The organism is Sphingopyxis sp. 22461 (genome assembly GCF_052044915.1).
Lineage (GTDB): Bacteria > Pseudomonadota > Alphaproteobacteria > Sphingomonadales > Sphingomonadaceae > Sphingopyxis.
Map to the genome: position 1 here is coordinate 296,946 of NZ_JBQENY010000003.1, position 25,855 is coordinate 322,800.

A 25,855-nucleotide genomic window follows, 5' to 3' on the forward strand; every position below is an offset into this window, starting at 1 on the left:
ACGAAACAGCCCGTCCGAAGGAGATCCTCCATGACCGACCCGAAAACCGAAAAGACGCTCGACCCGATGGCGCACCATGTGCTGCGCGAAGGCGGCACCGAGCGGGCGTTCACCGGCAAATATACCGATCACAAGGGCGACGGCATGTACCGCTGCGCCGGCTGCGGCGAACCCCTGTTCGACAGCCGTACCAAGTTCGACAGCGGGTCGGGCTGGCCAAGCTATACCGCGCCCGCCGAGGGTGGCGCGGTGATCGAACTGACCGATACCAGCCACGGCATGGTCCGCACCGAAGTGCGCTGCGCCAAATGCGAAGGCCATCTCGGCCATGTCTTCCCCGACGGCCCCGGACCGACCGGGCTGCGCTATTGCATCAACAGCGCGGCGCTTGACTTCGCGGACCGCTCGCCGGATGAGGCGCAGACCGGCGAAGGCTGAAACCTCCTTCCCGGACTGACGCATCAGGGGCGCAGTGAGGGAAGGAACACCGGCTTTGCGCCGTGAAAGACAGCAGGCTTCGTCGAATAAATCGTCATCGTCCAGCAAGCGCAGCGGCACGCCCGGCGGCGAGCCGTCAGGCTGGCGCGTGTGGCTGCGCCGCGCCTTTCGCTGGGGCCTCGGCCTCGCGGTCGTGGTCCTCGTCGCGCTGGGCGTTGCGGTCGGCATCGCGGTGCAGCGCATGCCGAGCTTTGAGGAGCTCAAGAAATCGCCAGCGGGGCAGACGATCCGCGTCCGCGCCGCCGACGGCACCGTCTTCCTGTCGCTCGGCCCCAATTATGGCCGCTGGCTGACCCTCAGGGAAACGCCGCAGGTGATGCAGGACGCGATGGTCGCGGTCGAGGACCGGCGCTTTCGCTATCACCCCGGCGTCGATCCGGTCGGCATGGCGCGCGCCGCCGCGTTCGCGGTACAGAATTACGGCACCGGCCGCCGCATGCAGGGCGCTTCGACGATCACCCAGCAGCTTGCGCGCAATATCTTCCTGTCGAACAGCTACACCTGGACGCGCAAGATGCGCGAAATGATCCTCGCGCTGGCGCTCGAATGGAAATTCTCGAAGGACGAGCTGCTCGAACTCTATCTCAACAAGGTCTATTTCGGCGGCGGCAGCTATGGCATCGACGCCGCGTCGAACAGCTTTTTCGGGCATAGCGCGACCGAAATGTCGCTGTCCGAGGCGGCCGTCGTCGCGGGCCTCGTCAAGGCGCCGTCGCGCTATTCGCCGACCGCCGACGCGCAGGCGGCATTGGGCCGCGCCGGGGTCGTGCTCGACGTCATGGTCGACGCGGGCGTCATCACGCGCGCGCAGGCCGACAGCGCCGAGCCCGCCAATGTGCAGCTCGCCAAGGAAACCGGACAGAATAGCGCGCGCTATTTCAGCGACTGGGCGCTGCCGCAGCTCGATATGCTGATCGACGAGGGCAGCGAGGCGCTCGACGTCTATACCACCATCGATCTGGGCATGCAGCGCGCGGCGACCGCGTCGATCCAGGCGAACACGCCGAAGAATGTGCAGGGCGCGCTCGTTTCGCTCGACCGCGACGGCGCGGTGCGCGCGATGGTCGGCGGCAGGGATTATGTGTCGTCGAACTACAACCGCGCGACGCAGGCGCTGCGCCAGCCGGGGTCGGCGTGGAAGCTCTTCGTCTATATGGCGGCGCTCGAGGCGGGCTATAAGGTCAGCGATCCGGTGGTCGACGAGCCGGTGACGATCAACGGCTGGAGCCCACGCAACTCATCGGGGCGTTTTTCGGGCACGATGGATTTGCGCAGCGCCTTTGCCTATTCGGTCAATACGGTTGCGGCGAAGCTGGGCGATGAGGTCGGCTTTTCGGCGGTCGCCAATATGGCGCGCCGCTTTGGCATCACGACGCCGGTCAATACGCATCCCTCTATGGTGCTCGGCAGCGCCGAGGTGCGCGTGATCGACATGACCGCGGCCTTTGCCGCGGTGTCGCGCGGCGGCGTGTCGGTGCAGCCCTATGGCATCACCAAGGTGACGACCGCGAGCGGCGAGCTGCTCTATCAGCGCCCCGCCGAGCGCGGGACGACGCTGGTCGACCATTGGGTCGCGGCGGGCATCACCGATCTTCTCCAGACCGCGGTCAACACCGGCACCGGCAAGGCGGCGCAGATCGGCCGCCCCGTCGCGGGCAAGACCGGGACGACGTCGAGCAATAAGGACGGCTGGTTCCTCGGCTTTTCGAGCGGGATCACAACCGGGGTGTGGATGGGCCGCGACGATGCGAAGGCCGTCGGCGGGCTGCAGGGCGGCCGCGCACCCGCGAAGGCTTTTGCCGATTATATGCGCGTCGCGGTCGCGCGGCGCCCGGTCGAGCAGTTCGACACCGAGGTCGTGCTGCCCGAATGGCAGCTCGAGGACGAGGGCGAGGCCTATATGGGCGAGCCGGGCCAGGAGGGCTTCGTCGACGAGAATGGCATGCCGATCGAGCTGCCCTATGACAGCCGCCCGCCCGAGGGCGCGGACCCGGCACCGCCGCCGACCGAGGATGGACCGGTGCTCGACCAGCAATGGATCGAGGAGCAGACCGGGCGGCGGCCGCCGCCCGAAAACGGCGGGGCGCCGAAGAATGGCGGTCAGCCCAAGATCGTGACGGTGCCGAAAACCGCACCGCCGGTCGTCAAGACGCCCACGCCGCGATCGCAACCCCAGCCGCAACCGGACGATTTCGACTAGCGCTCAGACAGCGAAGCGGTAGCGGTGGAGAGCGCGTCCTTCGCGGCGCAGCCAGCCGCGTGCCGCGGCGACATCGCCATCGTGCAGCTCGTCGACGAGCGCGTGGAAGGCCGCGCCATGGTCCATATGCCGAAGGTGCGCGACCTCGTGCGCGACCGTGGCGCGGCGAACATGATCGGGCGCCATGACGAGCCGCCAGCTGTAGCGCAGGTCGCCATCATGCGTGCAGCTGCCCCAGCGGCTGCGCGGATCGCCGACCCCGACGCGGCCGACCGACAGGCCCGCAGCCGCCGCGATTTCGTGGCTTTCGCGCTCCATCAGACCCAGCGCCTGTCCCTTCAGCCAGCGTTCGATGCGCCGCCCGACGGTTTCGAGCGGGCCACCGACGTGCAGGCTATCGCCGCCGAGACGGATCGCGCGCGGCGCGGTCGCGGTCCAGTCGATATGACGCTCGACGCCAAAAACGGGCACCGCGGCGCCGGGACCGACGATCACCGGCAGCGCGGCCTTGCCCACCTGTTCGACGAGCCACGCCTGCTGTTCGCCGGCCCATTTCAGTGCCGCGCGCTCGTTGGTGCGGCGCGGAACGGTCAGCCGCAATTCGCCGCGCGCGCCGTCGAAAACGAGGCGGTAGCGGCGCGACTGGGCGTGCCGCACGACGCGCACCGGCCAGGCTTCGTCGCCAACCCAGATGTGCGGCCCCTCGGCCGCAGGATCAAACGACGCGTTCGACAAGATGATTCTCGAGCGGCCCGGCCATGTCCTCACCGACCGTCCAGCCGACGATCGACTCGCCCGCGCGGTGAACCGCATCGCGGTCGCCGCAGACGAGATAATGCCAGTCGGGCAGCGGTTCGCCCTCGGCGCGCAGACGATAGGCGCAGGTCTGCGGCAGCCATTCAATGTCGGCGATCTTGCCCTTGGTCAGCGTCAGGCAATCGGGAACGTGGCGGCGGCGATGCTTGTAATCGCCGCAGCGCGCGGTTTTGAGGTCGAGCAGGCGGCACGCGACATTGGTCGGATAGATGCGGCCCGTATCCTCATCCTCCAGCTTGTGCAGGCAACATTTGCCGCAGCCGTCGCACAGCGCTTCCCATTGCCCCGCGTCGAGAGTGGCAAGCGGCGCTTCCCAGAAGGGTTGCGCCTCGCGGGCCATTACTTGACCCACTTCGCCAGCTCGGCGGCGACATTGTCGGGGGAGCCTTCGTCAACGTCGGACGATGGATCGTCGAGCGGCAGCAGCGCAACCGGCTTGCCGTCGGGATCCATCAGAAAGGCGAGCTGGCTGTGCGCCATCAGATAGCGGTCGGGCGCCGAACCCTCGACCTTGTTGTACGTCACGACATAGGCTTTCGCGACCGCGGCAATCTGTTCGGGGGTGCCGGTGAGGCCGAGCAGGCGCGGATGATAGCGCGCGACGAAGGGCTTCAATGCCGCGGGCGTATCGCGCGCCGGATCGACGGTGATGAAGAGCGGCTGGACCTTCGCGCCGCGCGCGGCGTCGGCCTTTTCGAACTGCGACAGGCCGCGCATCAGCTTTTGCAGGTCGACCGGGCAGATGTCGGGGCAGAAGCTGTAGCCGAAATAGATCAGGCGATATTTGCCTGCAAAATCACTTTCGCGGACGGTCTTGCCATCCTGGTCGGTGAGGGTGAAGGCGCCGCCGATGCGCGCGCCTTCGAGCGGCGGTTTGGCCGCGGGCGCATCGCCGCCGCCGCTGCAACCCGCGAGCGCGGCGCCAAAAGCGATCATCAGGCTTGCGCGGACGAACCTTTGTCCCATATTTGCGATATTCATCATCTGGCCAGCCTTGATCGGCTAGCCTCGGAAAATCAACCTTTGTCGTCGCGTCAGCGGCGGACAAATTGCCCCAGGGGTCGCCGATCATGTTTCGCCGTGCGGAATTCCGCTTCGCCGCTTTCCTCGCCGCGCTGGTCGCCGCGACGGGTCTGTTGCTCAGCCCCGCGCAGGCGCAGTTCCGCGGCGGCTATGCCTTTTTGCAGGCGGTCGAAAACCGCGACGGGACCAAGGCGACCGAGGCACTGAAGGACGATCCGTCGTTCATCAACACGCGCAATCCCGACACCGGCCAAACCGCGCTGATCATCGTCACCAAACGCCGCGACATCAGCTGGCTGCGCTTCCTGCTCGCCAAGGACGCCGATCCCTCGATCGGCGATCGCCAGGGCGTAACCCCGCTGATGCACGCCGCGCTAATCAATTTCACCGACGGCGCCGAAGAGCTGCTCAAGGAAAAGGCGCCCGTCGACCAGGCCAACCGGCGCGGCGAAACCGCGCTGATCCTGGCGGTGCAGTCGAAGAATGTCGGCATGGTGCGCCTGCTCGTCAAGCGCGGCGCCAACCCCGACAAGGCCGACCATGTCGCCGGCATGTCGGCGCGCGCCTATGCCAAGCGCGACGACCGCACCGGACAGATTGTCGCGCTGCTCGACGCCAAGCCCGATGGCCCGATCCGCGACCTCGGCCCGAAGTTCGGGCCCAATTGATCAGTGCAATGTGATATCTGGATTGACAATCACATTATGATGTGAGACATGGCGATCATGTCTACACAGCTCATCGATCGCATCCGCGCCATCGTCGACGACGGGACCATGTCCCGCTCGGGTCTCGCCCGTGCCGCGGGCCTCCACGCCAACAGTTTGCGCGACCTCGATTCGCCCGGCTGGAACCCCACCGCCGAAACGCTGCGCAAGCTCGAAAACTGGCTCGCGAACGGCAGCGACCTGTCGCCGATGGCTACGCCAGAGGAAATCATCGCCGAGGCGCGCAACGGCCGCATGTTCATCCTCGTCGACGACGAGGATCGCGAAAATGAGGGCGACCTGGTCATCCCGGCGCAGATGGCGACTCCCGATGCGATCAACTTCATGGTCACCCACGGCCGCGGTCTCGTCTGCCTGACGCTGACCCGCGAGCGTGTCGACCAGCTCGGGCTCGAACTGATGAGCCGGAACAACGGCACGCGGCACGAAACCGCCTTCACCACCTCGATCGAGGCGCGCGAGGGGGTGACCACCGGCATTTCGGCGGGCGACCGTGCGCGCACCGTTTCGGTCGCGATCGACGCCGGCAAGACCCGCGACGACATCGTCACCCCGGGCCATATCTTCCCGCTGATCGCGCGCGACGGCGGCGTGCTCGTGCGCGCCGGCCACACCGAGGCGGCGGTCGACATCAGCCGGCTGGCGGGGCTCAACCCCTCGGGCGTGATCTGCGAAATCATGAACGACGACGGCACGATGGCCCGGCTCGACGACCTCATCCCCTTTGCGCGCCGCCACGGGCTCAAGATCGGGACGATCGCCGACCTGATCGCCTATCGCCACCGCAACGACCGGCTGGTCGAATGCGTGTCCGACGACCCGTTCGAATCGGATTATGGTGGCGACTGGCGCCTCAAATCCTATCGCAACAAGATCGACGGCACGGTCAATCTCGTGCTCCAGAAGGGCGCGATCGACCCCGAGGGGGTGACGCTGGTGCGCATGCACCCGGTGTCGATCTTCGACGATATCATGGGCCGCCCCGGACCGAAGAAGCGCCGCCTGCAGCGTTCGATGGATGCGATCGGCGAAGCCGGCGCGGGTGTGATCGTGATGCTGATGCGTCCGCTTCCCGGGTCGGCCGAGGCCGATGCCCTCCCGGCGCCGACCGGCGGCATGGACCTGCGCACTTACGGGATCGGCGCGCAGATCCTCGCCGACCTTGGCGTCCATGCGATGGAACTGCTCACCCCCACCCACAGCAATATCGTCGGACTCGAAGGCTATGGCCTGTCGGTCGTCGGCGAACGCCCCATCCCCGGAGAGGCGTGATCGGGCATTGAGCCAGTCGCTGGGCATCGGCTTCGCGCTTGTCGCCGCACTGACCACCGCTTCCTCTCACGCCCTGTCAAAATCGGGCGAGGATCAAGCAGCGGTTCGCGCGCTGTGCGGCGCAACATGGGCTGGCGCCGCCGCCATTCCGCTGATGTTCACAGGCTTGCCCACTCCGGCTATGCTGCCGTGGCTTGGCGGAGCGGTCGTCCTGCACAGCGTCTATTCGCTGGTGTTGACGCGCTCCTATACGCTTAACGATTTTTCGGTAGCCTTTCCGATCGCGCGCGGAACGGCGCCGCTCATCGCAACGGTCGGCGGCGCATTGTTGTTCAGCGAAATTCCCGGTTTCGGGGAGATTGCCGGAGTCGCTGCGATCTGTGCCGGGATATTATCGCTATCAGCCGGCGGTCGTATCGGGACCGCCGGGCTTGTCGCCGCACTGACGGCAGGAACCCTGACCGCCGCCTATACGATCGTCGATGCGGGCGGGATGCGGGCGAGCGAGGGTATTCTGCCCTTTCTCTGCTGGTTCTTCTTCGCGACCGGGATAGCGCTGGTGATCCAGTTCCGGGCGGCGGCGGGCTCCGCCGCCGCCAAGCGTATGCGGAACAATCTGCGGCCGGGCCTGGCGGCGGGCTCGCTCGCTATCGTCAGCTTCGGTTCGACGCTTGTCGCTCTGCGATACGCGCCCGTTGCCGTCGTCAGCGCGCTGCGCGAAACATGTATCCTGGTCAGCATAGTGATAGCGTGGATCGCCATGAAAGAGCGCATCACGCCGCACAGTCTGACGGCCGCCATCCTGATTGCCGCAGGGGCATTGCTTTTGCTGCTTTCGCATCTTCCCCCATCCACCTAAGGAGGCCGTCATGGCACATGTTCTGATCGTCGAAGCCCGCTTTTATTCTCACCTCAACGACATGCTGCTCGACGGCGTGCGCAGCGCGCTCGACGCCGCGGGGCATAGCCATGACACGGTGACCATCCCCGGCGCATTGGAAGTCCCCGCGGCGATTTCGCTCGCCGCCGACAGCGGCCGCTACGACGCCTATGTCGCGCTCGGCGTCGTGATCCGCGGCGAGACCTATCATTTCGAGGTCGTGTCGAACGAAAGCGCGCGCGGCATCATGGCGTTGACGCTCGACGGGCTCGCGATCGGCAACGGCATCCTCACCGTCGAGAACGAAGAACAGGCGCTTGCGCGCGCCGACAAGACGCGCAAGGACAAGGGCGGCGAAGCGGCAAAGGCCGCGCTCGCCATGCTCGCGCTGAAGGAACAATTCGGCATTGGTTGATCGCCCGCCTCCCAGCCGTTTTTCCGTCGTCGAGCGCGGCGGTCGGCTGGTGGTGATCGACAGGGAAACCGGACAGACCCCGCTGAGCGCGGCCGAGCGCATGGATATTCACGACCGCAAGATGGGGGTCGAGCCGATTCGGCCGGCGAAGACAAGCGCCGTCCCCGATATGTCCGCCGCGGCGCGCACCGAATCGGGGCTGAGCGCGCGGCCCGCGCCCACACAACGGCTTGCCACGCCCAGCACTGCGGCGAATAGCGGCAAAGATCGCGTGGCGGCGGCTGTTGCCGAGCGTAACAAACGGCCATGGAAGAATCCGCAGCCGAATGACCGGCCCGCGCTGAAATCCAACCCCGAGCCCGCGCAGATCGCGAGCCGTCCGGCGCCGCAAGCCGGAAGCACCCGCAAGACGATTGTTACGGGCAAATGGTGGGACGCCAAAGGACCGCGCACGATCGAACTGGGGCCCAAGGGTCAGCAGGCATTGAGTAACGGCTTCGTCACGCTGTTCGTCGCGCTCGTTATCGCGGCAATCGTCGTGGGCTTCATCGAGCCATTGCTACTCTTCGCCGGCGCGTTCGTGCTGTTCCGCTTCGGCGGCAATGTTCTCGGGCCGATCGGCGCCGGGATCATCGACAAGGCGATTGCCGAAAAGGGATGATCCGGACAGCACAGCGCCGCCCGGATCATGGAAACCCTACGCCGTTTGCAGCGCAGGATAGTCGGTGTAGCCCGCGGGGCCCGGCGAATACCAGGTCTGCGGATTGTCGGCGGCCCATTCAGCGCCGTTCCGGATGCGCTCGACCAGATCGGGGTTGCCGATAAAGGGGCGGCCGAACGCGACCGCGTCGGCGGTGCCGCTCACCAGCGCGGCCTCGGCCAGCGCGACGTCATAGTCGCTGTTGAGGATCAGCGGTCCCTTGAACGCGGCGCGGATCGACGGCGACTGCTTCGGAACGTCGGTGCGCCCGAAGGTGCCGTCGGGACCGGGTTCGCGCAGTTCGAGGAAGGCAATACCGAGCGCGTCGAGCGCCGCCGCGGCGATCGGGAACAGCCGTTCGGGGGCGCTGTCGTCGACGCCCTGCGTGTCGCCATTGGGCGACAGGCGCACGCCCACGCGGTCGGCACCCCACACGCCGATCAGCGCCTCGGTGACTTCGCGGAGCAAACGGATGCGATTCTCGATCGGACCGCCATAATCATCGTCGCGCAGGTTGCTGCCGTCGCGCAGGAACTGGTCGATCAGATAGCCGTTCGCGCCGTGGAGCTGGACGCCGTCGAAGCCGGCGCGCTTCGCATTTTCGGCGGCCTTGACATAATCGGCGATCACGCGCGGGATTTCCGCGAGCTCGAGCGGGCGCGCGACCTCATATTCCATCCGGCCGACGGGAGTGTGCGCCTTGCCCGGCGCCTGCGTCGCCGACGCCGAAACCGGCGGCTTGCCGTCGTTGAACACCGAATGGACGACGCGGCCCATGTGCCAGAGCTGCGCGACGATGCGCCCGCCCGCTTCATGCACGGCGTCGGTCACCGGCTTCCAGCCTTCGACCTGCGCGTCGGTCCACAGGCCCGGCGCGCTCGGCCAGCCGAGGCCCTCCTGCGAAATGCCGGTGGCTTCGGAAATGATCAGCCCCGCCGACGCGCGCTGGCGATAATAGTCGCGCGCAAGTTCGTTCGGCACGAAACCCGGCCCGGCGCGGCCGCGCGTCAGCGGCGCCATGATGATGCGGTTCGGCGCTTCGATGGCGCCCAATTTGATCGGATCGAACAGGGATAGAGTCATCTTTCCTCCACGTCGCACTTTTTTCATGGGCGACCCCACTGGTCGCCGCTATGGCCCGCGAAGCTATGGACGCCGCGGCGCCGGCACAATGGTAAGTATCAAAAGAAAATCTAAATGACAGCGAAGATGGACAGCATCGACAGCGAATCGGTCGCCGGCGTTGGAGCCGGACGCTGGGCCTTTGCCGCGCTGCTCGGCGGCAATATCGCGCTGTCGCTCGGCGCGATGCTCGTGCGGATGGCCGAAGCCGACGGCGTGGGGCCCACCGCCTCGGCCTTCTGGCGGATGACGCTCGCGCTGCCGCTGCTGCTGATCTTCGCATGGCGCGAAACGGGCGGACGGATGCCGCCGCGCCCCGCGCTGCTGATCGCCGCGGCGGCGGGCATCTTCTTCGCGCTCGACCTCGCCGCCTGGCACCTCGGCATCCTGCAGACGAAAGTCGCCAACGCGACCCTGTTCGGCAATTGCGCCAGCCTGCTGCTCGTCCTCTGGACGATCTTCCTGACCCGCGAAATGCCGCGCGGCTGGCAGGCGGCGGCGATCCTGCTCGCCTTCGCCGGATCGGCGCTGCTCATGGGGCAAAGTTACGAACTGTCACCCGACTATCTCGTCGGTGACCTGCTCAGCCTGCTCGCGGGGGTGCTCTATACGGTCTATGTCATCCTGATGCAGCGGGTGCGCGATACGCTCGCGCCGTGGTCTGCGCTCGCCATCGCCTCGGCGGTCTGCGTTCCCATCCTGCTCGGCACCGCGCTTGCGCTCGGCGAAACGGTGATGCCGCATAACTGGACCCCGCTGATCCTGCTCGCATTGGTAAGCCAGGTTATCGGGCAGGGGCTGATGATCTGGTCGCTGCCGCGCTTCTCGCCGCTGGTGATCGGGCTGACGCTGCTGATCCAGCCCGCCTTCGCCGCGCTCACCGGCTGGATCGGGTTCGGCGAGACGCTGTCGGCGATCGACATTTTCGGCGGGATGATGGTCGGCGCGGCGCTGGTGCTGATCCGGTTGCCGAACCGCGCGGCGCGGCCTATCTGAAGCTATGGCTTCGATCCTTCCCGCCGACCCGACCCTCGACGAGATTCGCGCCGCGCTGGCGCCGCTGATTGCGGCATCGGCGGCGTTCGACGGTTTTGGCGACGCCGCGCTCGCCGATGCCGCGGCGCGCGTCGGCATCGACACCGATGTCGCACGCCTCGCCTTTCCCGGCGGCGGCCGCGACATGGTCGACGCCTGGTTCGCCGATATCGACGCGGCGATGGAAGCGCGCTGGCCCGCCGAGAAGCTCGCGACGCTGAAGATTCGCGAGCGCATCACCACTCTCGTCGAGACGCGTATCGATCTGCTCGCGCCGCATCGCGAATCGCTGCGCCGCGCACTGGCGCTGCTCGCGCTGCCGACCAATGCACCGCACGCCGCCAAGCTCGGCTGGCGCGCCGCCGACCATATGTGGCGGCTCGCGGGCGACACCGCGACCGACTACAATCACTATAGCAAGCGCGCGATCCTTGGCGCCGTCTATGGTTCGACGATGGCGGTGTTCCTGAGCGACGAAAGCGAGGATCTGACCGATACGCGCACCTTCCTCGCACGCCGTATCGACCAGGTGATGCGTTTCGAAAGCTGGAAGCACCGCCGCGCCGCGCGCAGCATCGAACGGCCGAGCCTCGCGCGCTTCGTCGGGCGGCTGCGTTACCCGGGGCGGTGACGCGTTTCGATAAAGGACTGGCGCTCGGCGATTGTTATTGATAATCGCTCGCAAATGACTGCTTTGCTCGAAAATGTGCTGGATCGTGCGCCGCTGGGTGTTGCGGTGCGGATCGCCCGCATCGATTGGACTGCGATGTCCGAGGACGAGGGGCGCCGCCTGCGCGAATTCGGCCTGATGGAAGGATGCGAAGTCACCCCGCTCCACCGCGGCAGCATCTTCTCGCGCGATCCGCTCGCGCTCATCGTCGGACGCATGAAGGTGATCATCCGCGCGCGGCAGGCTGCGGCGATCGAAATCGAGCCCGTCGCATGACCGGCGCGATTCCCTCGATCGCGCTCGTCGGCAATCCCAACGCCGGCAAGTCGAGCCTGTTCAACGCGCTGACTGGCGCGCGGCAAAAAATCGCCAACTACCCCGGCGTCACCGTCGAGCGAAAGGCGGGGCACGCGAGCTTTGCCGACGGCCGCCCGATCTCGCTGATCGACCTGCCCGGCACGTACAGCCTGACCCCCGCGAGCCTTGACGAAGCCGTCACCCGCGACGTCGTGCTCGGCAGGCAGGACGGCGAGAAGCGCCCCGACGCGCTGATCGTCGTGCTCGACGCGGCGAACCTCGACAATCATCTCAGCTTCGCGCTCGAGTTGCTCGCGCTGAACCTGCCCACCGTCGTCGCGCTCAACATGGTCGACCTCGCGACCCGCGACGGGCTGACGCTCGACGCCGAACGCCTGTCGAAGGAGCTGGGCGTCCCGGTCGTCCCGACCGTCGCGGTGCGCAAGCGCGGGATGGCCGAACTGCTCGCCGCCGTCGATGGCGCGATCCGGTCGCACAGCGCGGGCGAAGTCGCCGTGCCCGCCAAAGCCAATGACGCGTCGCTCCACCAGCGCGCCCGCACACTCGCGCGCGCCGCGATTCTCAGCGAAACGCCAGTGCGCCGCTGGACACAGCGCGTCGACAATGTCGTGCTGCATCCGGTCGCCGGGATGATCATCCTGCTCGCGCTGATGTTCGTGATGTTCCAGGCGGTCTATGCCGCCGCCGAGGCACCTGCGGACTTCCTCGAAGGCGGGATCGGCGTGGTCCAGCAATGGGTCGTCGCGACCTTCCCCGACAATTTCCTGCGCGGGCTGGTCGTCGAAGGCCTGCTCGCGGGGGTCGGCGCGGTCGTCGTCTTCCTGCCGCAGATCCTGATCCTCTTCCTCTTCATCCTGCTTTTGGAAGCATCGGGCTATATGACGCGCGCCGCCTTCCTGATGGACGGGCTGATGGGCAAGGTCGGATTGTCGGGGCGCGGTTTCATCCCGCTGCTGTCGAGTTTCGCCTGCGCGGTCCCCGGCATCATGGCGACGCGCGCGATTCCGGACGAAAAGGACCGGCTGACGACGATATTGATCGCGCCGCTGATGACCTGTTCGGCGCGGCTTCCCGTCTATGCGCTGATCATCGCCGCCTTCATCCCCAACACCAATGTCGGCGGATCGCCGGTGGGGCTGCAGGGGCTGGTGCTCTTCGGCCTCTATCTGTCGGGGATCGTCGGCGCGCTCGTCGTCGCCTATGTCCTGCGCCGCACGGTGGCAAAGGGTGCGGGCGCCGGCTTTATGATGGAAATGCCGCGATACCAGATGCCGCGCTGGCGCGACATCGCGATCGGCCTGTGGCAGCGCGCGTGGATCTTCCTCCGCCGCGCGGGTACGATCATCGCGATGACCACCGTCATACTGTGGCTGTTGCTTACCTTCCCGCAGGCACCCGAGGGCGAAAGCCAGGTCGAATATAGTGTCGCCGGGCGCATCGCGAGCGGGCTGGAGGTCGTCGTCAAGCCGATCGGCTTCAACCATGATATCGCGCTCGCGCTGATCCCCGCAATGGCGGCGCGCGAGGTCGCGGTGTCGGCTATGGCGACCGCCAACGCGATCGACGCCAGCGGCGACGAAGAGGCGATGGCGCAGTCGCTGGGCGAACGATTGCAGGGCAAGTGGAGCCTCGCGACCGCACTCGCCTTCCTCGCCTGGTTCGTCTTTGCGCCGCAGTGCATTTCGACGATCGCGATCACCCGCCGCGAGACCAATGGGTGGAAATGGCCCATGTTCATGGTTGGCTATTTGTTCCTGCTCGCCTATGCCGCTGCCGGAATCACTTACTGGACAGCCGTCGCCTTTGGACTAGGCTGATCCTCCACATTTTCTAGCGGAGCGGAGCGGCAATGGCTGGCAGCGTCAACAAGGTAATTTTGATCGGCAACCTCGGCGCCGATCCCGAAATCAAGTCGTTCCAGAACGGCGGCAAGGTCGCGAATCTCCGCATCGCGACGTCCGAGCAGTGGAAGGACCGGATGACCGGCGAGCGCAAGGAGCGCACCGAGTGGCACCAGGTCGTGATCAACGGCGAAGGGCTGATCGGCGTCGTCGAGCGTTATCTGAAAAAAGGCTCGAAGGTTTACATCGAAGGCTCGCTGCGCACCCGCAAATGGCAGGACCGCGACGGCAACGACAAATATACGACCGAGATCGTGATCGCGGGCATGGGCGGCACGCTGACCATGCTCGACGGTGCGCCGGGCGGCGGCGGATCGCGTGGCGGCAGCGGCGGCGGTGACGAATGGAGCGGCGGCTCGTCGGGCGGTGGCTCGGGCGGCGGCTGGAACCAGGGCGGCGGCGGTTCGTCGGGCGGATCGTCCGGCGGCGGCTTTGGCGGCGGTTCGAGCGGCGGCGGACGCCCGCCCTTCGACGACGATCTGGACGACGACGTTCCGTTCTGAGGACGGACTTTAAGCGATGACGGATATGATCACCGCCGCGGATGTCGCGCGCGGCGTATGCCGGCTGTTCGCGCAGGCGGGGCTGGTCGCGATCCCCGAGGTGCCGCTGCCCAACGGGCGGCGCACCGACCTCACCGCGATCGACGCCAGGGGCCAGATCACCATCGTCGAGATCAAGGTCAGCCGCGCCGACCTGCACGGCGACGGCAAATGGCCCGACTATTGCGACTGGTGCGACCGTTTTTACTGGGCGCTCGCGTCGGGGCTCGACCCCGCGATCCTCGAGACCGAGGGCTATCGCCGCGAAACATCGGGGCTGATCGTCGCCGACCGTTATGGCGCGGCGGTCGTACGCGAAGCGGCGAGTTGCAACCTTGCGCCCGCGCGGCGCAAGGCCGAGCTGCTGCGCATCGGGCGGCTCGCGATGCGGCGGTCGATGATCGCCGCCGATCCCGAGCTGGCGGCGGGCTGGGTCGAGGGTTAGCTGCGGTCGATCGGTGCCGAATCAAAGCCCGCTTCATATTGCGGCGCGGAATCGGCGATACAAACCCAGGGCGCCTTCGATCCAACGAAAATATGGGCCGCATAGCCGCGAAAGCCCGGATCGTCGTCGAGCAGGCCCGCCGGGACGAAGAAAAACTTGCCGTTCGCGTCACTCAGCGGCGCCGGACTGCCGCATCGTCGGCAGAAATGCGACGTCCAGCCGCCGCCATCGGGAACGGCGAAACGCTCGATCAAATCCTCGCCCGCCAGCCAGCGGAAACCGGCGGCCGACGCATAGAAGACGGCGTTGCCGTCCGTGCCCGATACCTTGCGGCATTTGGAGCAGTGACATTGGCCGGCGGGGCCAATTTTTCCGTCGATTTCGAAACGGATTTCGCCGCACAAACAGGAACCCCGTATCGCCGTTACCATAGCCGACCTTCCTTCCCCGTTTGCTGCGCCCTTTATCCCCGCGCCTGCATCCGCGCGAGATAGCGCGCGAGGATATCGATCTCGAGATTGACCGGACGCCCCGCCGCGGCTTCGTTCAGCGTCGTCATCTCCTGCGTGTGCGGGATGATGTTGAGCGTGAAATGCGCCTCGCCGTCCGGCTGGTCGGTCACTTCGTTGACGGTCAGCGACACGCCGTCGACGGTGATCGAGCCTTTGGGCGCGATATGCGGCGCGAGCGATGCGGGCGCGGCGACGGTGACCGTCACGCTGTCGCCGACGGGTTCGACCGACACGATGCGCCCGATATCGTCGACATGCCCGGTGACGATATGCCCGCCAAGCTCGTCGCCGATCTTGAGCGCGCGTTCGAGGTTGAGGCGGCGCCCCTGGTCCCACATCCCCGGCGCGGTGCGCGCGAGGGTTTCGCCGCTCGCGTCGATCGCGAACCAGCCGCCGGGCCCGTTGCTGCCGTCGTCGACGCCCTTTTCGACGACGGTGAGGCACGCGCCCGAGCAGGCGATCGACGCGCCGATATCGATGCTGCCGACATCATAGGCGGTGTCGATGACGAGCCGCGTATCGCCGCGGTCCTCACGGCTGCGGATGGTGCCGATGTCGGTGATGATGCCGGTGAACATGGGGTGCGTTATCCTTCTCTGACGCGCTCGTAGACGTCGAGCCGGTCGCTGCCAAGCAGGCGGCTGTCGGTAAGGCGCCAGCGGCCGTGCGCATCGGCAAGATCGGTCAGCCCGATGTCGCCGAGCACGGGCTTGCCACCGCCGATCAGGATCGGCGCGCGATAGAGCAGAAGCCGGTCGACGCGGTCGGCGGCGAGGAAGGCCGACGCCGCGCCGGCGCCGCCCTCAACGAGCAACGAATCGACATCGCCCACCGCTTCGGGCGAGGCGACGGCGGTCCAGCCTTCGGGCGCTTTGCCGCGGGTGAGCAAGAATTTGCGGGGGCTGCGGCCTTCGAGCCCCGGCAGCCGCACGTCGAGTTTCGGTGCGTCGGCTTCAAGCGTCCCGCGTCCGACGAGGATCGCCTGATGCTGCGCGCGTTCGAGATGGCCGTGCGCGCGGGCACGTTCGCCGGTGATCCAGCGACTCGACCCGTCGGCGCGGGCGATACAGCCGTCGAGCGAGGTCGCGAGCTTGAGTGTCACGAACGGGCGCCCTTCGGTGTGCCGCGTCCACCAGGGCGCCATCGCGGCGCGCGCTGCGGCGGGAAGGACGTTGAAGACGACCTCGATCCCCGCCGCCTGCAACCGCGCGATGCCCTTGCCGTTGGTGCGCGGATCGGGGTCCTGCGCCGCGATCACGACGCGCGCAACGCCCGCGGCGATCAGCGAATCGCTGCACGCCGGCCCGCGCGGACTCGCGTGGGCGCACGGTTCGAGCGTGACATAAGCGGTCGCGCCGCGCGCCGCGTCGCCAGCCGCCGCGAGCGCTGCCGCCTCGGCATGCGGCCGTCCGCCGGGCTGGGTCCAGCCGCGCGCGAGAACCTTGCCCTGCTGGACGATCAGACAGCCGACATTCGGGTTGGGTGCCGACGCCGGGCGGCCGCGCCGCGAGAGCGCGAGGGCGACCGCCATCCAGTCGGCATCGGCGGGGCCGCGCTGCATATGGTCAGTCGGCGGCTTTGGGCTGCGCGCCGCGCGCCGCGCGTTCGGCGAGCGTCGAGCGCGTCGCCACCGGCTCGGGCTTTTTCTTCGCCGCCGCGGCCGCCTCTTCGCCCAGCGTCTCGCGCGTCACCTTGTCCGCCTCGGCCGAATCATATTCGATGCCGAGGCTGTCGGCGAAACGCTGATATTCGGCGCGCTTCTGGGCGTTGTGCAGCGTCGTTTCCTTGGCGCGCGCAACCCAGTCGGCGCGGATCTCGGCGGCGCTGCGGTTCGCGGTCCAGTTTTCGAAATAGATAATCTGCTCTTTCGGCTTTTCATAAGGGATCAGATATTTCTCGACCCCGGTGAAAATCAGCCAGGTCAGCGCCAGCGCGACACCCCAGATCGCCCAGCGATGCGGGCGCGGTTCGCGGATATAGGCCCAGAAATCGGACAGGCCGCCGCCGACATCCACTTTGTTGAACATTCCCATTGGCCCAATTTAGGCGATGTCGCGGCAATTTGCGAGGGGAAGCGACGCGCGCGAGGGATTGCGTCAGATGAAGAATGGGAGCGTTCTCGATTGCAAAAAATGCAATAGCAGATGTCCATTTCGCAGTTGCAACATTTTTGGTGCAGTGCAATATGAGCATGCCTTTTAGGCATCCTCTCCCAAAACTTTCACGGGCCACCTTCGGGTGGCCCTTTTTTTTTGCCCATTTTCGGGCTAAAAACCTGACTTTTTTAGTCGAGAAATACGATCCGGTTCGAATCGGGCGATCGCGAATCAGTCCTGTACGGGCGTCCTTGCTTCGAATCGCCTGACTTCGGCAATGAAGCTGCCCGGCAGCGGCGTCGGCGTCCCGCTGTCGGTGTCGAGATGGGCATAGCTGATCTCGATATCGGTGAGCCGCTCGTTTTCGCGGAAAATCCCGCAATGAACCGTGAAGCTCGTCCGCCCGAAGCGATTGATTCGCGCCGCGATCGTGATCAGTTCGTCGAGTCGCGCGGGCGCATGATAGTCGATCTCGCAATGCGTCTCGTGAATATCTGTACCATATTGGTGAAAATAGGGTCCGGGCTGCCCCTCGCCGAGCGCCCGGAAATATTCGGTCACGCCGATGTCGGCGTAGACGAGATAATTGGCGTTGAAGACGATATTCTGGCCGTCGATCTCGTTGAAACGGACGCGGACGCGCTCCTGCACACGGAAATCGGCGAGCGGCACGTCGCTGCGAAGGTCGGTCATGTGGCGATCAAGCCGCGAGCGCCGCGGGGGCGCGGTCGAGCGGCGCGCACGCGGCTTCGAGCCAGCCCCGGTCGTCGCCGGCCATCCCGGGCGCGAGTTTTTCGAACACCGCCGCATGATAGGCGTCGAGCCAATCGGCCTCGGCACCCGACAGCAGCGCGGCGTCGATGAGGTTCTGCGCGATCGGGGCGAAGGTGATCGTCTCGAACCCCAGCATATCCTCTTCGGCGCCGTCGATGCTCTGCGGCACCACGATCACCAGATTTTCGATGCGGATGCCGAACGCGCCCGCCTTGTAATAGCCGGGCTCGTTCGAGAGGATCATGCCCGCGTGGAGCGCCTCCTCGGTCCCCGCCTGCCCGCCCGACGGCTTGGCGATACGCTGCGGGCCTTCGTGGACCGCCAGATAAGCGCCGACGCCGTGGCCGGTGCCGTGGGCATAATCGACCCCGTCGGCCCACAGATATTGGCGCGCAAGAATGTCGAGCTGGCTGCCGCGCGTGCCCTTCGGGAAGCGCGCGGTCGCGAGCGCGATATGCCCCTTCAGCACCTGCGTGAAGCGGCGGCGCATTTCGGCGGTCGGCGCGCCGATCGCGATCGTGCGCGTGATGTCGGTCGTGCCGTCGGCGTACTGCCCGCCCGAATCGACGAGATAGAGCGTGCCCGTCTCGATCGCGCGGTTCGTGGTCGCGTCGACCTTGTAATGCGGCAGCGCGCCGTTCGGACCCGCCGCCGAGATGGTGTCGAAGCTCAGATCGACAAGCGCGCCATTCTGGTCGCGAAATTCGCGCAGCTTCGCCGCGGCGCCGAGTTCGTCGAGCCCGCCCTGCGGCGCGACATCCTCCATCCATTGCAGGAAGCGCGACACCGCGACGCCGTCGCGGACGTGCGCGGCGCGCGTGCCGTTCAGCTCGGTGTCGTTCTTGATCGCCTTGGGCAGCACCGCGGGGTCGCGGTGGCGTTCGATCTTCGCGCCGGCCGCTTCCAATGCGGTGAAGATCGCCGCAACCGCGCGGTCGGGGTCGACCGCGACCTTCTTGTCCTTGAGATCGGCGAGCGCGGCCTCGAACGCGTCGCGGTCGTGGACGCGCACGCTGTTGCCGAGATGCGCGCGCACCGCGTCGGTGACCTTCTCGGGCGCGATGAACAGGTCGGCGGTCGCGTCGGCATGGAGCAATGCAAAGGCGAGCCCGACCGGCGTGTGGCTGACGTCCGACCCGCGGATGTTGAAGGTCCACGCAACCGAATCGAGCGCGGTCATCACCGTCGTGTCGAGCCCCCTGGCCTTCAGCCAGTCGGCGATCACGGCGCGCTTGTCGGTCGCCGCCTGCCCCGCGAGCTGCGTGTCATAAACCGTCACCGCGGCGGCGCTCGGCGCGGGCCGGTCGTCCCACGCGGCGTCGAGCGGGTTGGCGTCGACCGCGACGAGCTGCGCGCCCTTGTCGGCGAGCGCCTTGCCCAGCCCGCGCGCCCAGTCGATGCCGTGGAGCCAGGGGTCGAAACCGATCTTCTGCCCCGCGCTGACGTTGACGCCCAGCCATTCGGCGACGCTCGACTGCGGCACGCCGACATAGTCGAACAGCGATCCATCGACCTGATCGCGGACCTGCACCGTATAGCGCCCGTCGACGAACACCGCGGCCTTTGACGGCAGCACCGCTGCGGTTCCCGCCGACCCGCCGAAGCCCGTCAGCCACGCCATGCGCTGCGCATAGTCGCCGACATATTCGCTCATATGCTCGTCGCTGATCGGCACGACGAAGCCGTCGAGACCGCGCGCGGCAAGTTCGGCGCGGACGCGGGCGAGGCGCTCTGCATAGACCGATTGGGGGACGGGGCTGGACATGGTCGCTTCCTTGTTCCTACATCGTAGGCGATCCCGCCCAATCGGGCGACACCGCGGGGGATTTTTCGATGCGCGCTATTTGGATGTTTCTGGCAGCAATTGCCACCCCGCTTGTCGCATCGCCTGCCCTGTTCGCCAAAGAGAAAGATGCCGCATTGACCAGCCCGACCCCTGCCCTGCCCGCTGCCCCGGTCGCGGAAAAGCGCCCGCACGAAGTGACGCTGCACGGCAAAAAACTCTCCGACCCGTATCACTGGCTGAAGGACGAGAGCTATCCGACGATCGATGACAAGGATGTGCTCGACTATGTGAAGGCCGAGAATGCCTATTTCGACGCCGCGATGAAGCCGCATGCGGCGCTCGTCGAAACGATCTTCCAGGAGATGAAGGGCCGGATCAAGGAAGCCGATTCTTCCGTGCCGCAGAAGGACGGCGACTGGGTCTATTGGGTCGAATTTGAAGAGGGCGCCGAATATAAGAAATGGTATCGTAAACCCGCCGCGGGCGGCGACGCGATCCTGATCCTCGACGAGGTCGCGATGGCCGCGGGCAAGGATTATTTCCGTCTCGCGGAGGTATCGGTCAGCCCGAACGGCAAGCTGATGGCCTATTCGTTCGACGACAATGGCTCCGAACGGTTCGAGGTGCGCATCCGCAATCTCGATACCGGCGAAATGCTGCCCGACGTGATCCCCGGCACGCTGTCGTCACTGATATGGACGGCGCAGAACGATGCGATCCTCTATGGCCTCGCGAACGAGAATTGGCGCACCGACAATGTCCGGCTGCACAAGCTGGGTACCCCGGTGAGCGCGGACAAATTGCTCTATAAGGAAGCCGACATCGGTTTCGGGGTCGGGATCGGGAAGACCGCGGCCGACAATTATATCGTGATCGCGACGGGCGATAACGAGACGAGCGAGGTTTACCTGCTCCCCGCCGACAATCCCGAAGCGAAGATGCAGCTCGTGTCGGCGCGCAAGAAGGGCCGCGAATATAGCGTCGATGAGCGCAACGGCACGCTCTATGTCTACACCAACGACGAGCATCCCAATTTCCGCGTCGCGACTGCCGACATCAAGGCGCCGGGAACGTGGAAGACGCTGATCCCCGGATCGGATGCGAGCTACATCACCGGGCTTTCGGTCTTCCGCGACTATTTCGTGCTCGAAACGCGCGAGAAGGGCGTCGATCAGGTCGATATCCGCCAATATGACGCGCCGCTGACCCCCGGCCGGATCCAGTTCCCCGAGTCGACCTATGTGGCGGGGCTCGGCGACAATCCCGAATATCATCAGGACAAGCTGCGCCTCGATTATGAATCGATGGTCACCCCCGACACCGTGTTCGATTACGACCTTGCGAACGGCAAGCTCGAAACGCTGAAGGTGCAGGAAATTCCATCCGGTTACAATCATGATGACTATGTAACCGAATTGGTAAACATGCCTTCGCGCGACGGCACGCCGGTGCCGGTCTCGCTCGTCTACAAGAAGGGCACGCCGCGCGACGGCAGTGCGCCGATGCACCTCTATGTCTATGGTTCTTATGGGTATCGCGTCCCGCCAGGCTTCTCGACGACGCGGCTCAGCCTCGTCGATCGCGGGATGATCTATGCGATCGCGCATGTCCGCGGCGGCGACGACCTCGGCCGCGCCTGGTATCTCGCGGGCAAGACGACCGAGCGCAAGAATACGTTCAACGATTTCATCGACGTCGCCAAGGGCCTGATCGCGGCGAAATATACGAGCGCTGGCAAGATTTCGATCGAGGGCCGCTCGGCGGGCGGGCAGGTGATGGGCGCGGTCACTAATCAGGCGCCCGAGCTGTGGGGCGCGGTGCTCGCGGGCGTGCCCTTCGTCGACGTGATCAACACGATGGTCGACGAAACGCTGCCGCTGACCCCCGGCGAATGGCCCGAATGGGGCAATCCGATCACCGACAAGGCGGCGTTCGACTATATGCTGAGCTACAGCCCGTACGACAATGTCACCGCGAAAGCCTATCCGCCGATGCTCGTGTCGGCGGGGCTCAACGACCCGCGCGTGACCTATTGGGAGCCCGCCAAATGGGTCGCGAAGCTGCGCGCGACGCGCACCAACGACGCGGCGCTGCTGCTGCGCACCAACATGGGCGCGGGCCACGCCGGCAAGTCGGGCCGCTGGGGCGCGCTGCGCGAGGATGCCGAGGAGTTTGCGTTCGTGCTGACGCAGTTGGGGGTCGAGAAGTAATCACAAACGTCGTCATTCCCGCGAAAGCGGGAACCCAGTTCAGACGGTTGCTCGCTGGGTCCCCGCTTTCGCGGGAATGACGATATTTTGGATGGCGCGTAAGCGCCTAGACGCCCTCACCCAGTCGCTCCAGCCATGCCTTCGCCTGCTTGGGTTCGCCCGGCGCGTTCGATGCGACGGGTCCGCGAGACGCCTCGAATTCTTCGTGCAGCGCGAAGGGCTGCAAGCCCAGTTGATCGCGCACTTGATCGATTTCTTCGCCCCGGTCGCACAGGTCCATAACGACGGGTTCCCATTTGGCGTGCGCCGCGCGATCCTTGGTGTGGCCAAACAAGCCCCATGAGCCGGCAGCAACCCGGCGCAACGCGTCTAGCAGGACGGCCTCATATTCGGCTTCCAGCTCGACACGGCGGGTGTCGAGGCGCTCGAGGCGATCCGCCCTGCTCATCAGGCCGGCAAATATCCGCGCGCGACCAGTTCGGCCTCCAGCGTCGCCGCATCCTCGAACCGATGGGCCGCGATACCAACCGATTCGGCACCCGCGACATTCGCAGCATTGTCGTCGATGAAAAGCGCACCCGCGGGGTCGATGCCGAATCGTTCGATCGCGAGGCGGTAGATGGCGGGGTCGGGTTTCATCAACTTCTCGGTGCCCGACACGATGATATCGCGGAAGCGGTCAAAGATCGGCTGGGTGGGGCAGAAGCCTTCCCAGAATTCATGGCCGAAGTTGGTGATCGCGAACAGCGGCACGCCCGCGGCGTCGAGGCGCTCGACGAGTTGGAGGCTGCCGGGCATCGGCCCCGGAATCGTCTCGTTGAAGCGCGTCGCATAGGCGTCGATCAGCGGCGCATGATCGGGAAACTCAGCTTTCCGTTCGGGCACCATCTCGGCGAGCGGGCGGCCCGCGTCGTGCTGGAAATGCCATCCGGGCGTGACGACATTCGTCACGAACCATTCGAGCTGGCCCTCGTCGGCGATCAGCTTGGCGAACAGATAGCGCAGGTCCCAGTCGAACAGGACGCGGCCGACGTCGAAGATCACACTCTGCCGAATCATGCAGCCTCCAGACACGCGAAAGCGCCGCCGGAAGCCTCCGACGGCGTAACGCTGTTCATCAAAAACAAACGGGGCGAAATCACCCCGCGCAGGGGCATTAGCCCTGGCGCGCCTTGAAGCGGCGGTTGGTCTTGTTGATCACATAGGTGCGGCCACGGCGGCGGATAACGCGGTTATCCCGGTGGCGGTCCTTCAGCGACTTCAGGCTGTTGCGAATCTTCATGATCTCTGTCCGTAAATCTTGGCGTATTGACGCGAAGCGGCGCAACTATGGGGAAGCGGGTAAAAAGTCAACCGGCTGCGAGGAGAAAACGTCGTCCCCGCGAAGGCGGGGACCGCCATCGGCCTCGCGCTACACCGCCTGCGGCCCCCGCCTTCGCGGGGGCGACGATATGCTACCCCGCCAGCGCCTTTTGCCGCCGCCGCTGCACCGACGAGCCATAACCCATCGCCTCACGATATTTGACGACGGTGCGCCGCGCGATGTCGTGGCCCTCGGCCGAGAGTTTCTGCGCGATCGTTTCATCCGACAGAATCGCCTTGCCGTCCTCGGCCTCGATCATCGCCTTGATCCGGCTCTTCACCGCCTCCGCCGACACCGCACCGTCGCCTTGCGTGTCCGAAATGCCGCTCGAGAAGAAATATTTGAGCTCGAACAGCCCGCGCGCGCAGCTCAGATATTTGTTGCTCGTGACGCGGCTGACGGTCGATTCGTGCATGCCGATTTCCTCGGCGACCTGACGCAGGGTCAGCGGGCGCATATGCGCGACGCCGTGGAGGAAGAAGCCTTCCTGCTGCTTCACGATTGCGCTCGCGACCCTGACGATCGTGCGCTGGCGCTGGTCGAGCGCGCGGACGAGCCAGTTGGCGCCCGCGAGCTGTTCGGAGAGCCACGCCTTGTTCTTCGCCGCGGCGCCCTGCGCGAGTTCGGTATAATAGCGGCGGTTGACGAGAAGGCGCGGCAGCGTGCCGCTGTTGATCTCGACCGCCCAGCCCTTCGCGGTCTGGCGGATATAGAGGTCGGGGACGACCGCCGGGGCGCCATCGCCGCCGAATTTGAGCCCGGGCTTGGGATCATAGCCGCGCAGTTCGCGAATCATGTCGGTAAGATCCTCGTCGTCGACCCCGCAGATGCGCTTCAGTTGCGGAAAGGCGCCCTTCGCGACGAGATCGAGGTGCGCGATCATCGTTGCCATCGCCGGGTCGTAGCGGTCGGCCTCGCGCGCCTGGATCGCGATGCATTCGGCGAGGTCGCGCCCGCCGACGCCCGACGGGTCGAAGCATTGGATGCCCGCGAGTATCTCTTCGAGCAAGGCGAGCGGAACGCCGAGCTGCGCGGCGAGTTCAGTGAGGTCGGCGCGCAGATAGCCCGCCTCGTCGATCAGCGCGACAAGTTGCCCCGCGACGATCGCCTCGATCCCGCTGAAACGTTCGCCGACCTGCGCGAGCAGATGGTCGTGCAGCGTGCCCTCATGCTCGGCGAAGCTGTCGAAATCGATATCCTCGCCGCTCCCCGACAGGCCGACATTGTCGCTCGCGCTGTCGTGGTGGAAGCTTTCGGCGGCAAGGTCGACGTCGAGATCGTTCGCGGTGCCACCGTCGGCCGCCAGCGCCTGATCGGCGTCGAGCGTCGCGGCCTCGGCCGCCGGTGCGTCGCCGCCAGGCACGCCATCGGGATCGCCCGCGCTGCCGTCGCTGTCGGCCGACGCCGTATCGAGCAGCGGATTGCCTTCGAGCGCCTCGGCCAGATAGGCTTCGAGTTCGAGATTCGACAGTGCCAGCAGCTTGATCGCTTGCTGCAGCTGCGGCGTCATCACCAGCGATTGCGACTGGCGGAGATCGAGGCGCGGTCCCAACGCCATCAGCGTGTCATAACATTACAAAGAGAAGCCCTCGCCGAGATAGAGGCGACGCACCTCGGGGTCGGCGACGAGCTCTTCCGGGGAGCCGGCAAGCAGCACCTTGCCGTCGTAGATGATGCAGGCGCGGTCGACGAGGTCGAGCGTCTCGCGCACATTATGGTCGGTGATCAGCACGCCGATGCCGCGCGTCTTGAGGTCCACGACCAGATCGCGAATGTCGCTGATCGACAAGGGGTCGATGCCAGCAAAAGGTTCGTCGAGCAGCATGATCGACGGGTTGGCCGCGAGCGCGCGGGCGATTTCGGCGCGGCGCCGTTCGCCGCCCGAAAGCGCCATCGCCGCCGAATCGCGGAGGCGCGTGAGGCCGAATTCGTCGAGCAATTCTTCCATGCGCCGTTCGCGCGCGATCTTGTCGGGCTCGCTGAGTTCGAGCACCGCGCCGATATTCTGCTCGACCGTCATGCCGCGAAAGATCGAGGTTTCCTGCGGCAGATAGCCGAGGCCGAGGATCGCGCGGCGATACATCGGCAGCGCGGTGATGTCGGCGCCGTCGAGCATGATGCGCCCGGCGTCGGGCTTCACCAGCCCCATGATCGAATAGAAGCAGGTCGTCTTGCCCGCGCCGTTGGGACCGAGCAGGCCGACCACCTCGCCCTTGCCGACCGACAGCGACACGTCGGAGAGGACGGTGCGCTTGTCATAGCTTTTGGCGATCGAAATGACCGCGAGACCGTTGCCCGCGGCGGCATCCTCGCGGACATGCGCCTTGTGCTCGGTGACGCCATGATCACTCTCGGTCAGCGTGCCCGCATTGGATTCGTCGTCGGTCATAGGTCGGTCGGTTCCGTTTCTAGCCCCCGGGCGGCGTTACCCCAGCGACGCGGCCAAGGTCAATCTGGCAAGATTTTTGCAGGGCCGTTCCCCTCCCTTTCAGGGAGGGGTTAGGGGTGGGTCGCCGAAGGCGTTCTTTCCATCCGCATACCCACCCCCG

Annotated in this window: 29 protein-coding genes; 14 read left to right on the forward strand and 15 right to left on the reverse strand. The window is 66.1% G+C overall.

Annotated elements, in window-relative coordinates; all coding sequences use genetic code 11:
• Positions 1-30: 30 nt before the first annotated feature.
• Together msrB and ACTJI5_RS06305 are read left to right on the forward strand one after the other, a co-directional pair.
• Complete coding sequence (gene msrB, locus ACTJI5_RS06300) at positions 31-438, forward strand: peptide-methionine (R)-S-oxide reductase MsrB (protein ID WP_440859735.1); 408 nt, start codon at positions 31-33, stop codon at positions 436-438.
• A 55-nt stretch (positions 439-493) separates the two neighbouring features.
• Complete coding sequence (locus tag ACTJI5_RS06305; RefSeq protein ID WP_440859736.1) at positions 494-2,698, forward strand: PBP1A family penicillin-binding protein; 2,205 nt, start codon at positions 494-496, stop codon at positions 2,696-2,698.
• Between the two features lie 3 nt (positions 2,699-2,701).
• Here ACTJI5_RS06305 and ACTJI5_RS06310 read toward each other — a convergent pair whose 3' ends face one another.
• From ACTJI5_RS06310 to ACTJI5_RS06320, 3 genes are read right to left on the reverse strand one after another with little or no spacing between them, the layout of a single operon-like run.
• Positions 2,702-3,433 carry a M48 family metallopeptidase gene (locus ACTJI5_RS06310; RefSeq protein ID WP_440859737.1) on the reverse strand — a complete coding sequence of 244 codons (732 nt, stop codon included), beginning with the start codon at positions 3,431-3,433 and terminating at the stop codon, positions 2,702-2,704.
• Complete coding sequence (locus tag ACTJI5_RS06315) at positions 3,414-3,854, reverse strand: YcgN family cysteine cluster protein (RefSeq protein ID WP_440859738.1); 441 nt, start codon at positions 3,852-3,854, stop codon at positions 3,414-3,416. The genes ACTJI5_RS06310 and ACTJI5_RS06315 overlap by 20 nt, the downstream gene beginning before the upstream one ends.
• On the reverse strand, positions 3,854-4,498 hold the full coding sequence (locus ACTJI5_RS06320; protein WP_440859739.1) for an SCO family protein: 645 nt from the start codon (positions 4,496-4,498) through the stop codon (positions 3,854-3,856). Before ACTJI5_RS06320 ends, ACTJI5_RS06315 begins: the two co-directional genes overlap by 1 nt.
• Before the next feature lie 86 nt (positions 4,499-4,584).
• On the opposite strand from ACTJI5_RS06320, the gene ACTJI5_RS06325 reads away from it, so the two are divergent.
• Genes ACTJI5_RS06325 through ACTJI5_RS06345 form a run of 5 tightly spaced genes read left to right on the forward strand, consistent with a single transcriptional unit; the run spans position 4,585 to position 8,493 of the window.
• Entirely contained in the window at positions 4,585-5,205 is a 621-nt protein-coding gene (locus ACTJI5_RS06325; protein WP_058539592.1) for an ankyrin repeat domain-containing protein, read from the forward strand.
• Between the two features lie 57 nt (positions 5,206-5,262).
• Positions 5,263-6,537: a 3,4-dihydroxy-2-butanone-4-phosphate synthase gene (ribB, locus tag ACTJI5_RS06330; RefSeq protein ID WP_058539593.1), complete on the forward strand. Its 1,275-nt coding sequence runs from the start codon at positions 5,263-5,265 to the stop codon at positions 6,535-6,537.
• Between the two features lie 7 nt (positions 6,538-6,544).
• Positions 6,545-7,396 carry an EamA family transporter gene (locus ACTJI5_RS06335; protein WP_440859740.1) on the forward strand — a complete coding sequence of 284 codons (852 nt, stop codon included), beginning with the start codon at positions 6,545-6,547 and terminating at the stop codon, positions 7,394-7,396.
• Positions 7,397-7,406: 10 nt separating this feature from the next.
• On the forward strand, positions 7,407-7,832 hold the full coding sequence (gene ribH, locus ACTJI5_RS06340; RefSeq protein ID WP_440859741.1) for a 6,7-dimethyl-8-ribityllumazine synthase: 426 nt from the start codon (positions 7,407-7,409) through the stop codon (positions 7,830-7,832).
• Positions 7,825-8,493, forward strand: coding sequence for a hypothetical protein (locus tag ACTJI5_RS06345; protein WP_440859742.1), 669 nt, complete (start codon positions 7,825-7,827; stop codon positions 8,491-8,493). The genes ribH and ACTJI5_RS06345 overlap by 8 nt, the downstream gene beginning before the upstream one ends.
• 36 nt (positions 8,494-8,529) lie before the next feature.
• On the opposite strand, the gene ACTJI5_RS06350 is transcribed toward ACTJI5_RS06345, so the two are convergent.
• Positions 8,530-9,615 (reverse strand): alkene reductase, encoded by a 1,086-nt coding sequence (locus ACTJI5_RS06350; RefSeq protein ID WP_440859743.1) that lies wholly within the window; start codon positions 9,613-9,615, stop codon positions 8,530-8,532.
• A gap of 114 nt (positions 9,616-9,729) precedes the next feature.
• Here ACTJI5_RS06350 and ACTJI5_RS06355 point away from each other — a divergent pair, with 114 nt between their 5' ends.
• Genes ACTJI5_RS06355 through ACTJI5_RS06380 form a run of 6 tightly spaced genes read left to right on the forward strand, consistent with a single transcriptional unit; the run spans position 9,730 to position 14,565 of the window.
• Complete coding sequence (locus ACTJI5_RS06355; RefSeq protein ID WP_231732719.1) at positions 9,730-10,650, forward strand: DMT family transporter; 921 nt, start codon at positions 9,730-9,732, stop codon at positions 10,648-10,650.
• A 4-nt stretch (positions 10,651-10,654) separates the two neighbouring features.
• A complete protein-coding gene (locus ACTJI5_RS06360) occupies positions 10,655-11,320 on the forward strand; it encodes a COQ9 family protein (RefSeq protein ID WP_440859744.1) in 666 nt (221 codons plus the stop codon).
• Positions 11,321-11,374: 54 nt separating this feature from the next.
• A complete protein-coding gene (locus tag ACTJI5_RS06365; protein ID WP_058539537.1) occupies positions 11,375-11,635 on the forward strand; it encodes a FeoA family protein in 261 nt (86 codons plus the stop codon).
• The gene (gene feoB, locus ACTJI5_RS06370; protein ID WP_058539538.1) at positions 11,632-13,494 is read left to right on the forward strand and encodes a ferrous iron transporter B; all 1,863 of its coding nucleotides are present in this window, start codon (positions 11,632-11,634) and stop codon (positions 13,492-13,494) included. The genes ACTJI5_RS06365 and feoB overlap by 4 nt, the downstream gene beginning before the upstream one ends.
• Positions 13,495-13,526: 32 nt before the next feature.
• Positions 13,527-14,081, forward strand: a complete 555-nt coding sequence (gene ssb / locus ACTJI5_RS06375; protein ID WP_058539539.1) for a single-stranded DNA-binding protein — start codon at positions 13,527-13,529, stop codon at positions 14,079-14,081.
• A 16-nt stretch (positions 14,082-14,097) separates the two neighbouring features.
• Positions 14,098-14,565 carry an MmcB family DNA repair protein gene (locus ACTJI5_RS06380; protein ID WP_310250160.1) on the forward strand — a complete coding sequence of 156 codons (468 nt, stop codon included), beginning with the start codon at positions 14,098-14,100 and terminating at the stop codon, positions 14,563-14,565.
• Here the strand turns inward: ACTJI5_RS06380 and ACTJI5_RS06385 are convergent.
• The 6 genes from ACTJI5_RS06385 to ACTJI5_RS06410 form a co-directional block, all read right to left on the reverse strand.
• Positions 14,562-14,996 carry a GFA family protein gene (locus tag ACTJI5_RS06385; RefSeq protein WP_082639966.1) on the reverse strand — a complete coding sequence of 145 codons (435 nt, stop codon included), beginning with the start codon at positions 14,994-14,996 and terminating at the stop codon, positions 14,562-14,564. The genes ACTJI5_RS06380 and ACTJI5_RS06385 overlap by 4 nt on opposite strands.
• Before the next feature lie 32 nt (positions 14,997-15,028).
• Complete coding sequence (locus ACTJI5_RS06390) at positions 15,029-15,655, reverse strand: riboflavin synthase (RefSeq protein ID WP_058539542.1); 627 nt, start codon at positions 15,653-15,655, stop codon at positions 15,029-15,031.
• Between the two features lie 8 nt (positions 15,656-15,663).
• Positions 15,664-16,608: a bifunctional diaminohydroxyphosphoribosylaminopyrimidine deaminase/5-amino-6-(5-phosphoribosylamino)uracil reductase RibD gene (gene ribD / locus ACTJI5_RS06395; protein ID WP_440859835.1), complete on the reverse strand. Its 945-nt coding sequence runs from the start codon at positions 16,606-16,608 to the stop codon at positions 15,664-15,666.
• Between the two features lie 34 nt (positions 16,609-16,642).
• Complete coding sequence (locus tag ACTJI5_RS06400) at positions 16,643-17,104, reverse strand: hypothetical protein (RefSeq protein ID WP_231732720.1); 462 nt, start codon at positions 17,102-17,104, stop codon at positions 16,643-16,645.
• 300 nt (positions 17,105-17,404) lie between these two features.
• Complete coding sequence (locus ACTJI5_RS06405) at positions 17,405-17,866, reverse strand: acyl-CoA thioesterase (RefSeq protein WP_058539544.1); 462 nt, start codon at positions 17,864-17,866, stop codon at positions 17,405-17,407.
• A gap of 7 nt (positions 17,867-17,873) precedes the next feature.
• Complete coding sequence (locus ACTJI5_RS06410) at positions 17,874-19,712, reverse strand: aminopeptidase P family protein (protein WP_440859745.1); 1,839 nt, start codon at positions 19,710-19,712, stop codon at positions 17,874-17,876.
• Between the two features lie 68 nt (positions 19,713-19,780).
• Between ACTJI5_RS06410 and ACTJI5_RS06415 the strand changes: the two genes are divergently transcribed.
• Complete coding sequence (locus ACTJI5_RS06415; protein WP_440859746.1) at positions 19,781-21,943, forward strand: S9 family peptidase; 2,163 nt, start codon at positions 19,781-19,783, stop codon at positions 21,941-21,943.
• Between the two features lie 106 nt (positions 21,944-22,049).
• Here the strand turns inward: ACTJI5_RS06415 and ACTJI5_RS06420 are convergent, their stop codons facing one another.
• From ACTJI5_RS06420 to lptB, 5 genes are all read right to left on the reverse strand, one after another.
• Complete coding sequence (locus ACTJI5_RS06420) at positions 22,050-22,391, reverse strand: hypothetical protein (RefSeq protein ID WP_440859747.1); 342 nt, start codon at positions 22,389-22,391, stop codon at positions 22,050-22,052.
• Entirely contained in the window at positions 22,391-23,002 is a 612-nt protein-coding gene (locus ACTJI5_RS06425; RefSeq protein ID WP_440859748.1) for an HAD family hydrolase, read from the reverse strand. Before ACTJI5_RS06425 ends, ACTJI5_RS06420 begins: the two co-directional genes overlap by 1 nt.
• A 97-nt stretch (positions 23,003-23,099) precedes the next feature.
• On the reverse strand, positions 23,100-23,225 hold the full coding sequence (ykgO, locus tag ACTJI5_RS06430) for a type B 50S ribosomal protein L36 (RefSeq protein ID WP_003046794.1): 126 nt from the start codon (positions 23,223-23,225) through the stop codon (positions 23,100-23,102).
• Between the two features lie 172 nt (positions 23,226-23,397).
• Entirely contained in the window at positions 23,398-24,864 is a 1,467-nt protein-coding gene (gene rpoN / locus ACTJI5_RS06435; protein WP_440859749.1) for an RNA polymerase factor sigma-54, read from the reverse strand.
• A gap of 15 nt (positions 24,865-24,879) precedes the next feature.
• The gene (gene lptB, locus ACTJI5_RS06440) at positions 24,880-25,695 is read right to left on the reverse strand and encodes an LPS export ABC transporter ATP-binding protein (protein ID WP_058539549.1); all 816 of its coding nucleotides are present in this window, start codon (positions 25,693-25,695) and stop codon (positions 24,880-24,882) included.
• Positions 25,696-25,855: the final 160 nt, after the last annotated feature.

Excerpts from the sequence above, each read along its gene's own strand:
- msrB (WP_440859735.1), top strand. The coding sequence starts at position 31 with ATGACCGACCCGAAAACCGAAAAGACGCTCGACCCGATGGCGCACCAT.
- ACTJI5_RS06315 (WP_440859738.1), bottom strand. The coding sequence starts at position 3,854 with ATGGCCCGCGAGGCGCAACCCTTCTGGGAAGCGCCGCTTGCCACTCTC.
- ACTJI5_RS06320 (WP_440859739.1), bottom strand. The coding sequence starts at position 4,498 with ATGATGAATATCGCAAATATGGGACAAAGGTTCGTCCGCGCAAGCCTG.
- ACTJI5_RS06325 (WP_058539592.1), top strand. The coding sequence starts at position 4,585 with ATGTTTCGCCGTGCGGAATTCCGCTTCGCCGCTTTCCTCGCCGCGCTG.
- ribB (WP_058539593.1), top strand. The coding sequence starts at position 5,263 with ATGTCTACACAGCTCATCGATCGCATCCGCGCCATCGTCGACGACGGG.
- ribH (WP_440859741.1), top strand. The coding sequence starts at position 7,407 with ATGGCACATGTTCTGATCGTCGAAGCCCGCTTTTATTCTCACCTCAAC.
- ACTJI5_RS06350 (WP_440859743.1), bottom strand. The coding sequence starts at position 9,615 with ATGACTCTATCCCTGTTCGATCCGATCAAATTGGGCGCCATCGAAGCG.
- ACTJI5_RS06355 (WP_231732719.1), top strand. The coding sequence starts at position 9,730 with ATGACAGCGAAGATGGACAGCATCGACAGCGAATCGGTCGCCGGCGTT.
- ACTJI5_RS06360 (WP_440859744.1), top strand. The coding sequence starts at position 10,655 with ATGGCTTCGATCCTTCCCGCCGACCCGACCCTCGACGAGATTCGCGCC.
- ACTJI5_RS06365 (WP_058539537.1), top strand. The coding sequence starts at position 11,375 with ATGACTGCTTTGCTCGAAAATGTGCTGGATCGTGCGCCGCTGGGTGTT.
- feoB (WP_058539538.1), top strand. The coding sequence starts at position 11,632 with ATGACCGGCGCGATTCCCTCGATCGCGCTCGTCGGCAATCCCAACGCC.
- ssb (WP_058539539.1), top strand. The coding sequence starts at position 13,527 with ATGGCTGGCAGCGTCAACAAGGTAATTTTGATCGGCAACCTCGGCGCC.
- ACTJI5_RS06380 (WP_310250160.1), top strand. The coding sequence starts at position 14,098 with ATGACGGATATGATCACCGCCGCGGATGTCGCGCGCGGCGTATGCCGG.
- ACTJI5_RS06385 (WP_082639966.1), bottom strand. The coding sequence starts at position 14,996 with ATGGTAACGGCGATACGGGGTTCCTGTTTGTGCGGCGAAATCCGTTTC.
- ACTJI5_RS06390 (WP_058539542.1), bottom strand. The coding sequence starts at position 15,655 with ATGTTCACCGGCATCATCACCGACATCGGCACCATCCGCAGCCGTGAG.
- ribD (WP_440859835.1), bottom strand. The coding sequence starts at position 16,608 with ATGGCGGTCGCCCTCGCGCTCTCGCGGCGCGGCCGCCCGGCGTCGGCA.
- ACTJI5_RS06400 (WP_231732720.1), bottom strand. The coding sequence starts at position 17,104 with ATGTTCAACAAAGTGGATGTCGGCGGCGGCCTGTCCGATTTCTGGGCC.
- ACTJI5_RS06405 (WP_058539544.1), bottom strand. The coding sequence starts at position 17,866 with ATGACCGACCTTCGCAGCGACGTGCCGCTCGCCGATTTCCGTGTGCAG.
- ACTJI5_RS06410 (WP_440859745.1), bottom strand. The coding sequence starts at position 19,712 with ATGTCCAGCCCCGTCCCCCAATCGGTCTATGCAGAGCGCCTCGCCCGC.
- ACTJI5_RS06415 (WP_440859746.1), top strand. The coding sequence starts at position 19,781 with ATGCGCGCTATTTGGATGTTTCTGGCAGCAATTGCCACCCCGCTTGTC.
- ACTJI5_RS06420 (WP_440859747.1), bottom strand. The coding sequence starts at position 22,391 with ATGAGCAGGGCGGATCGCCTCGAGCGCCTCGACACCCGCCGTGTCGAG.
- ACTJI5_RS06425 (WP_440859748.1), bottom strand. The coding sequence starts at position 23,002 with ATGATTCGGCAGAGTGTGATCTTCGACGTCGGCCGCGTCCTGTTCGAC.
- ykgO (WP_003046794.1), bottom strand. The coding sequence starts at position 23,225 with ATGAAGATTCGCAACAGCCTGAAGTCGCTGAAGGACCGCCACCGGGAT.
- rpoN (WP_440859749.1), bottom strand. The coding sequence starts at position 24,864 with ATGGCGTTGGGACCGCGCCTCGATCTCCGCCAGTCGCAATCGCTGGTG.
- lptB (WP_058539549.1), bottom strand. The coding sequence starts at position 25,695 with ATGACCGACGACGAATCCAATGCGGGCACGCTGACCGAGAGTGATCAT.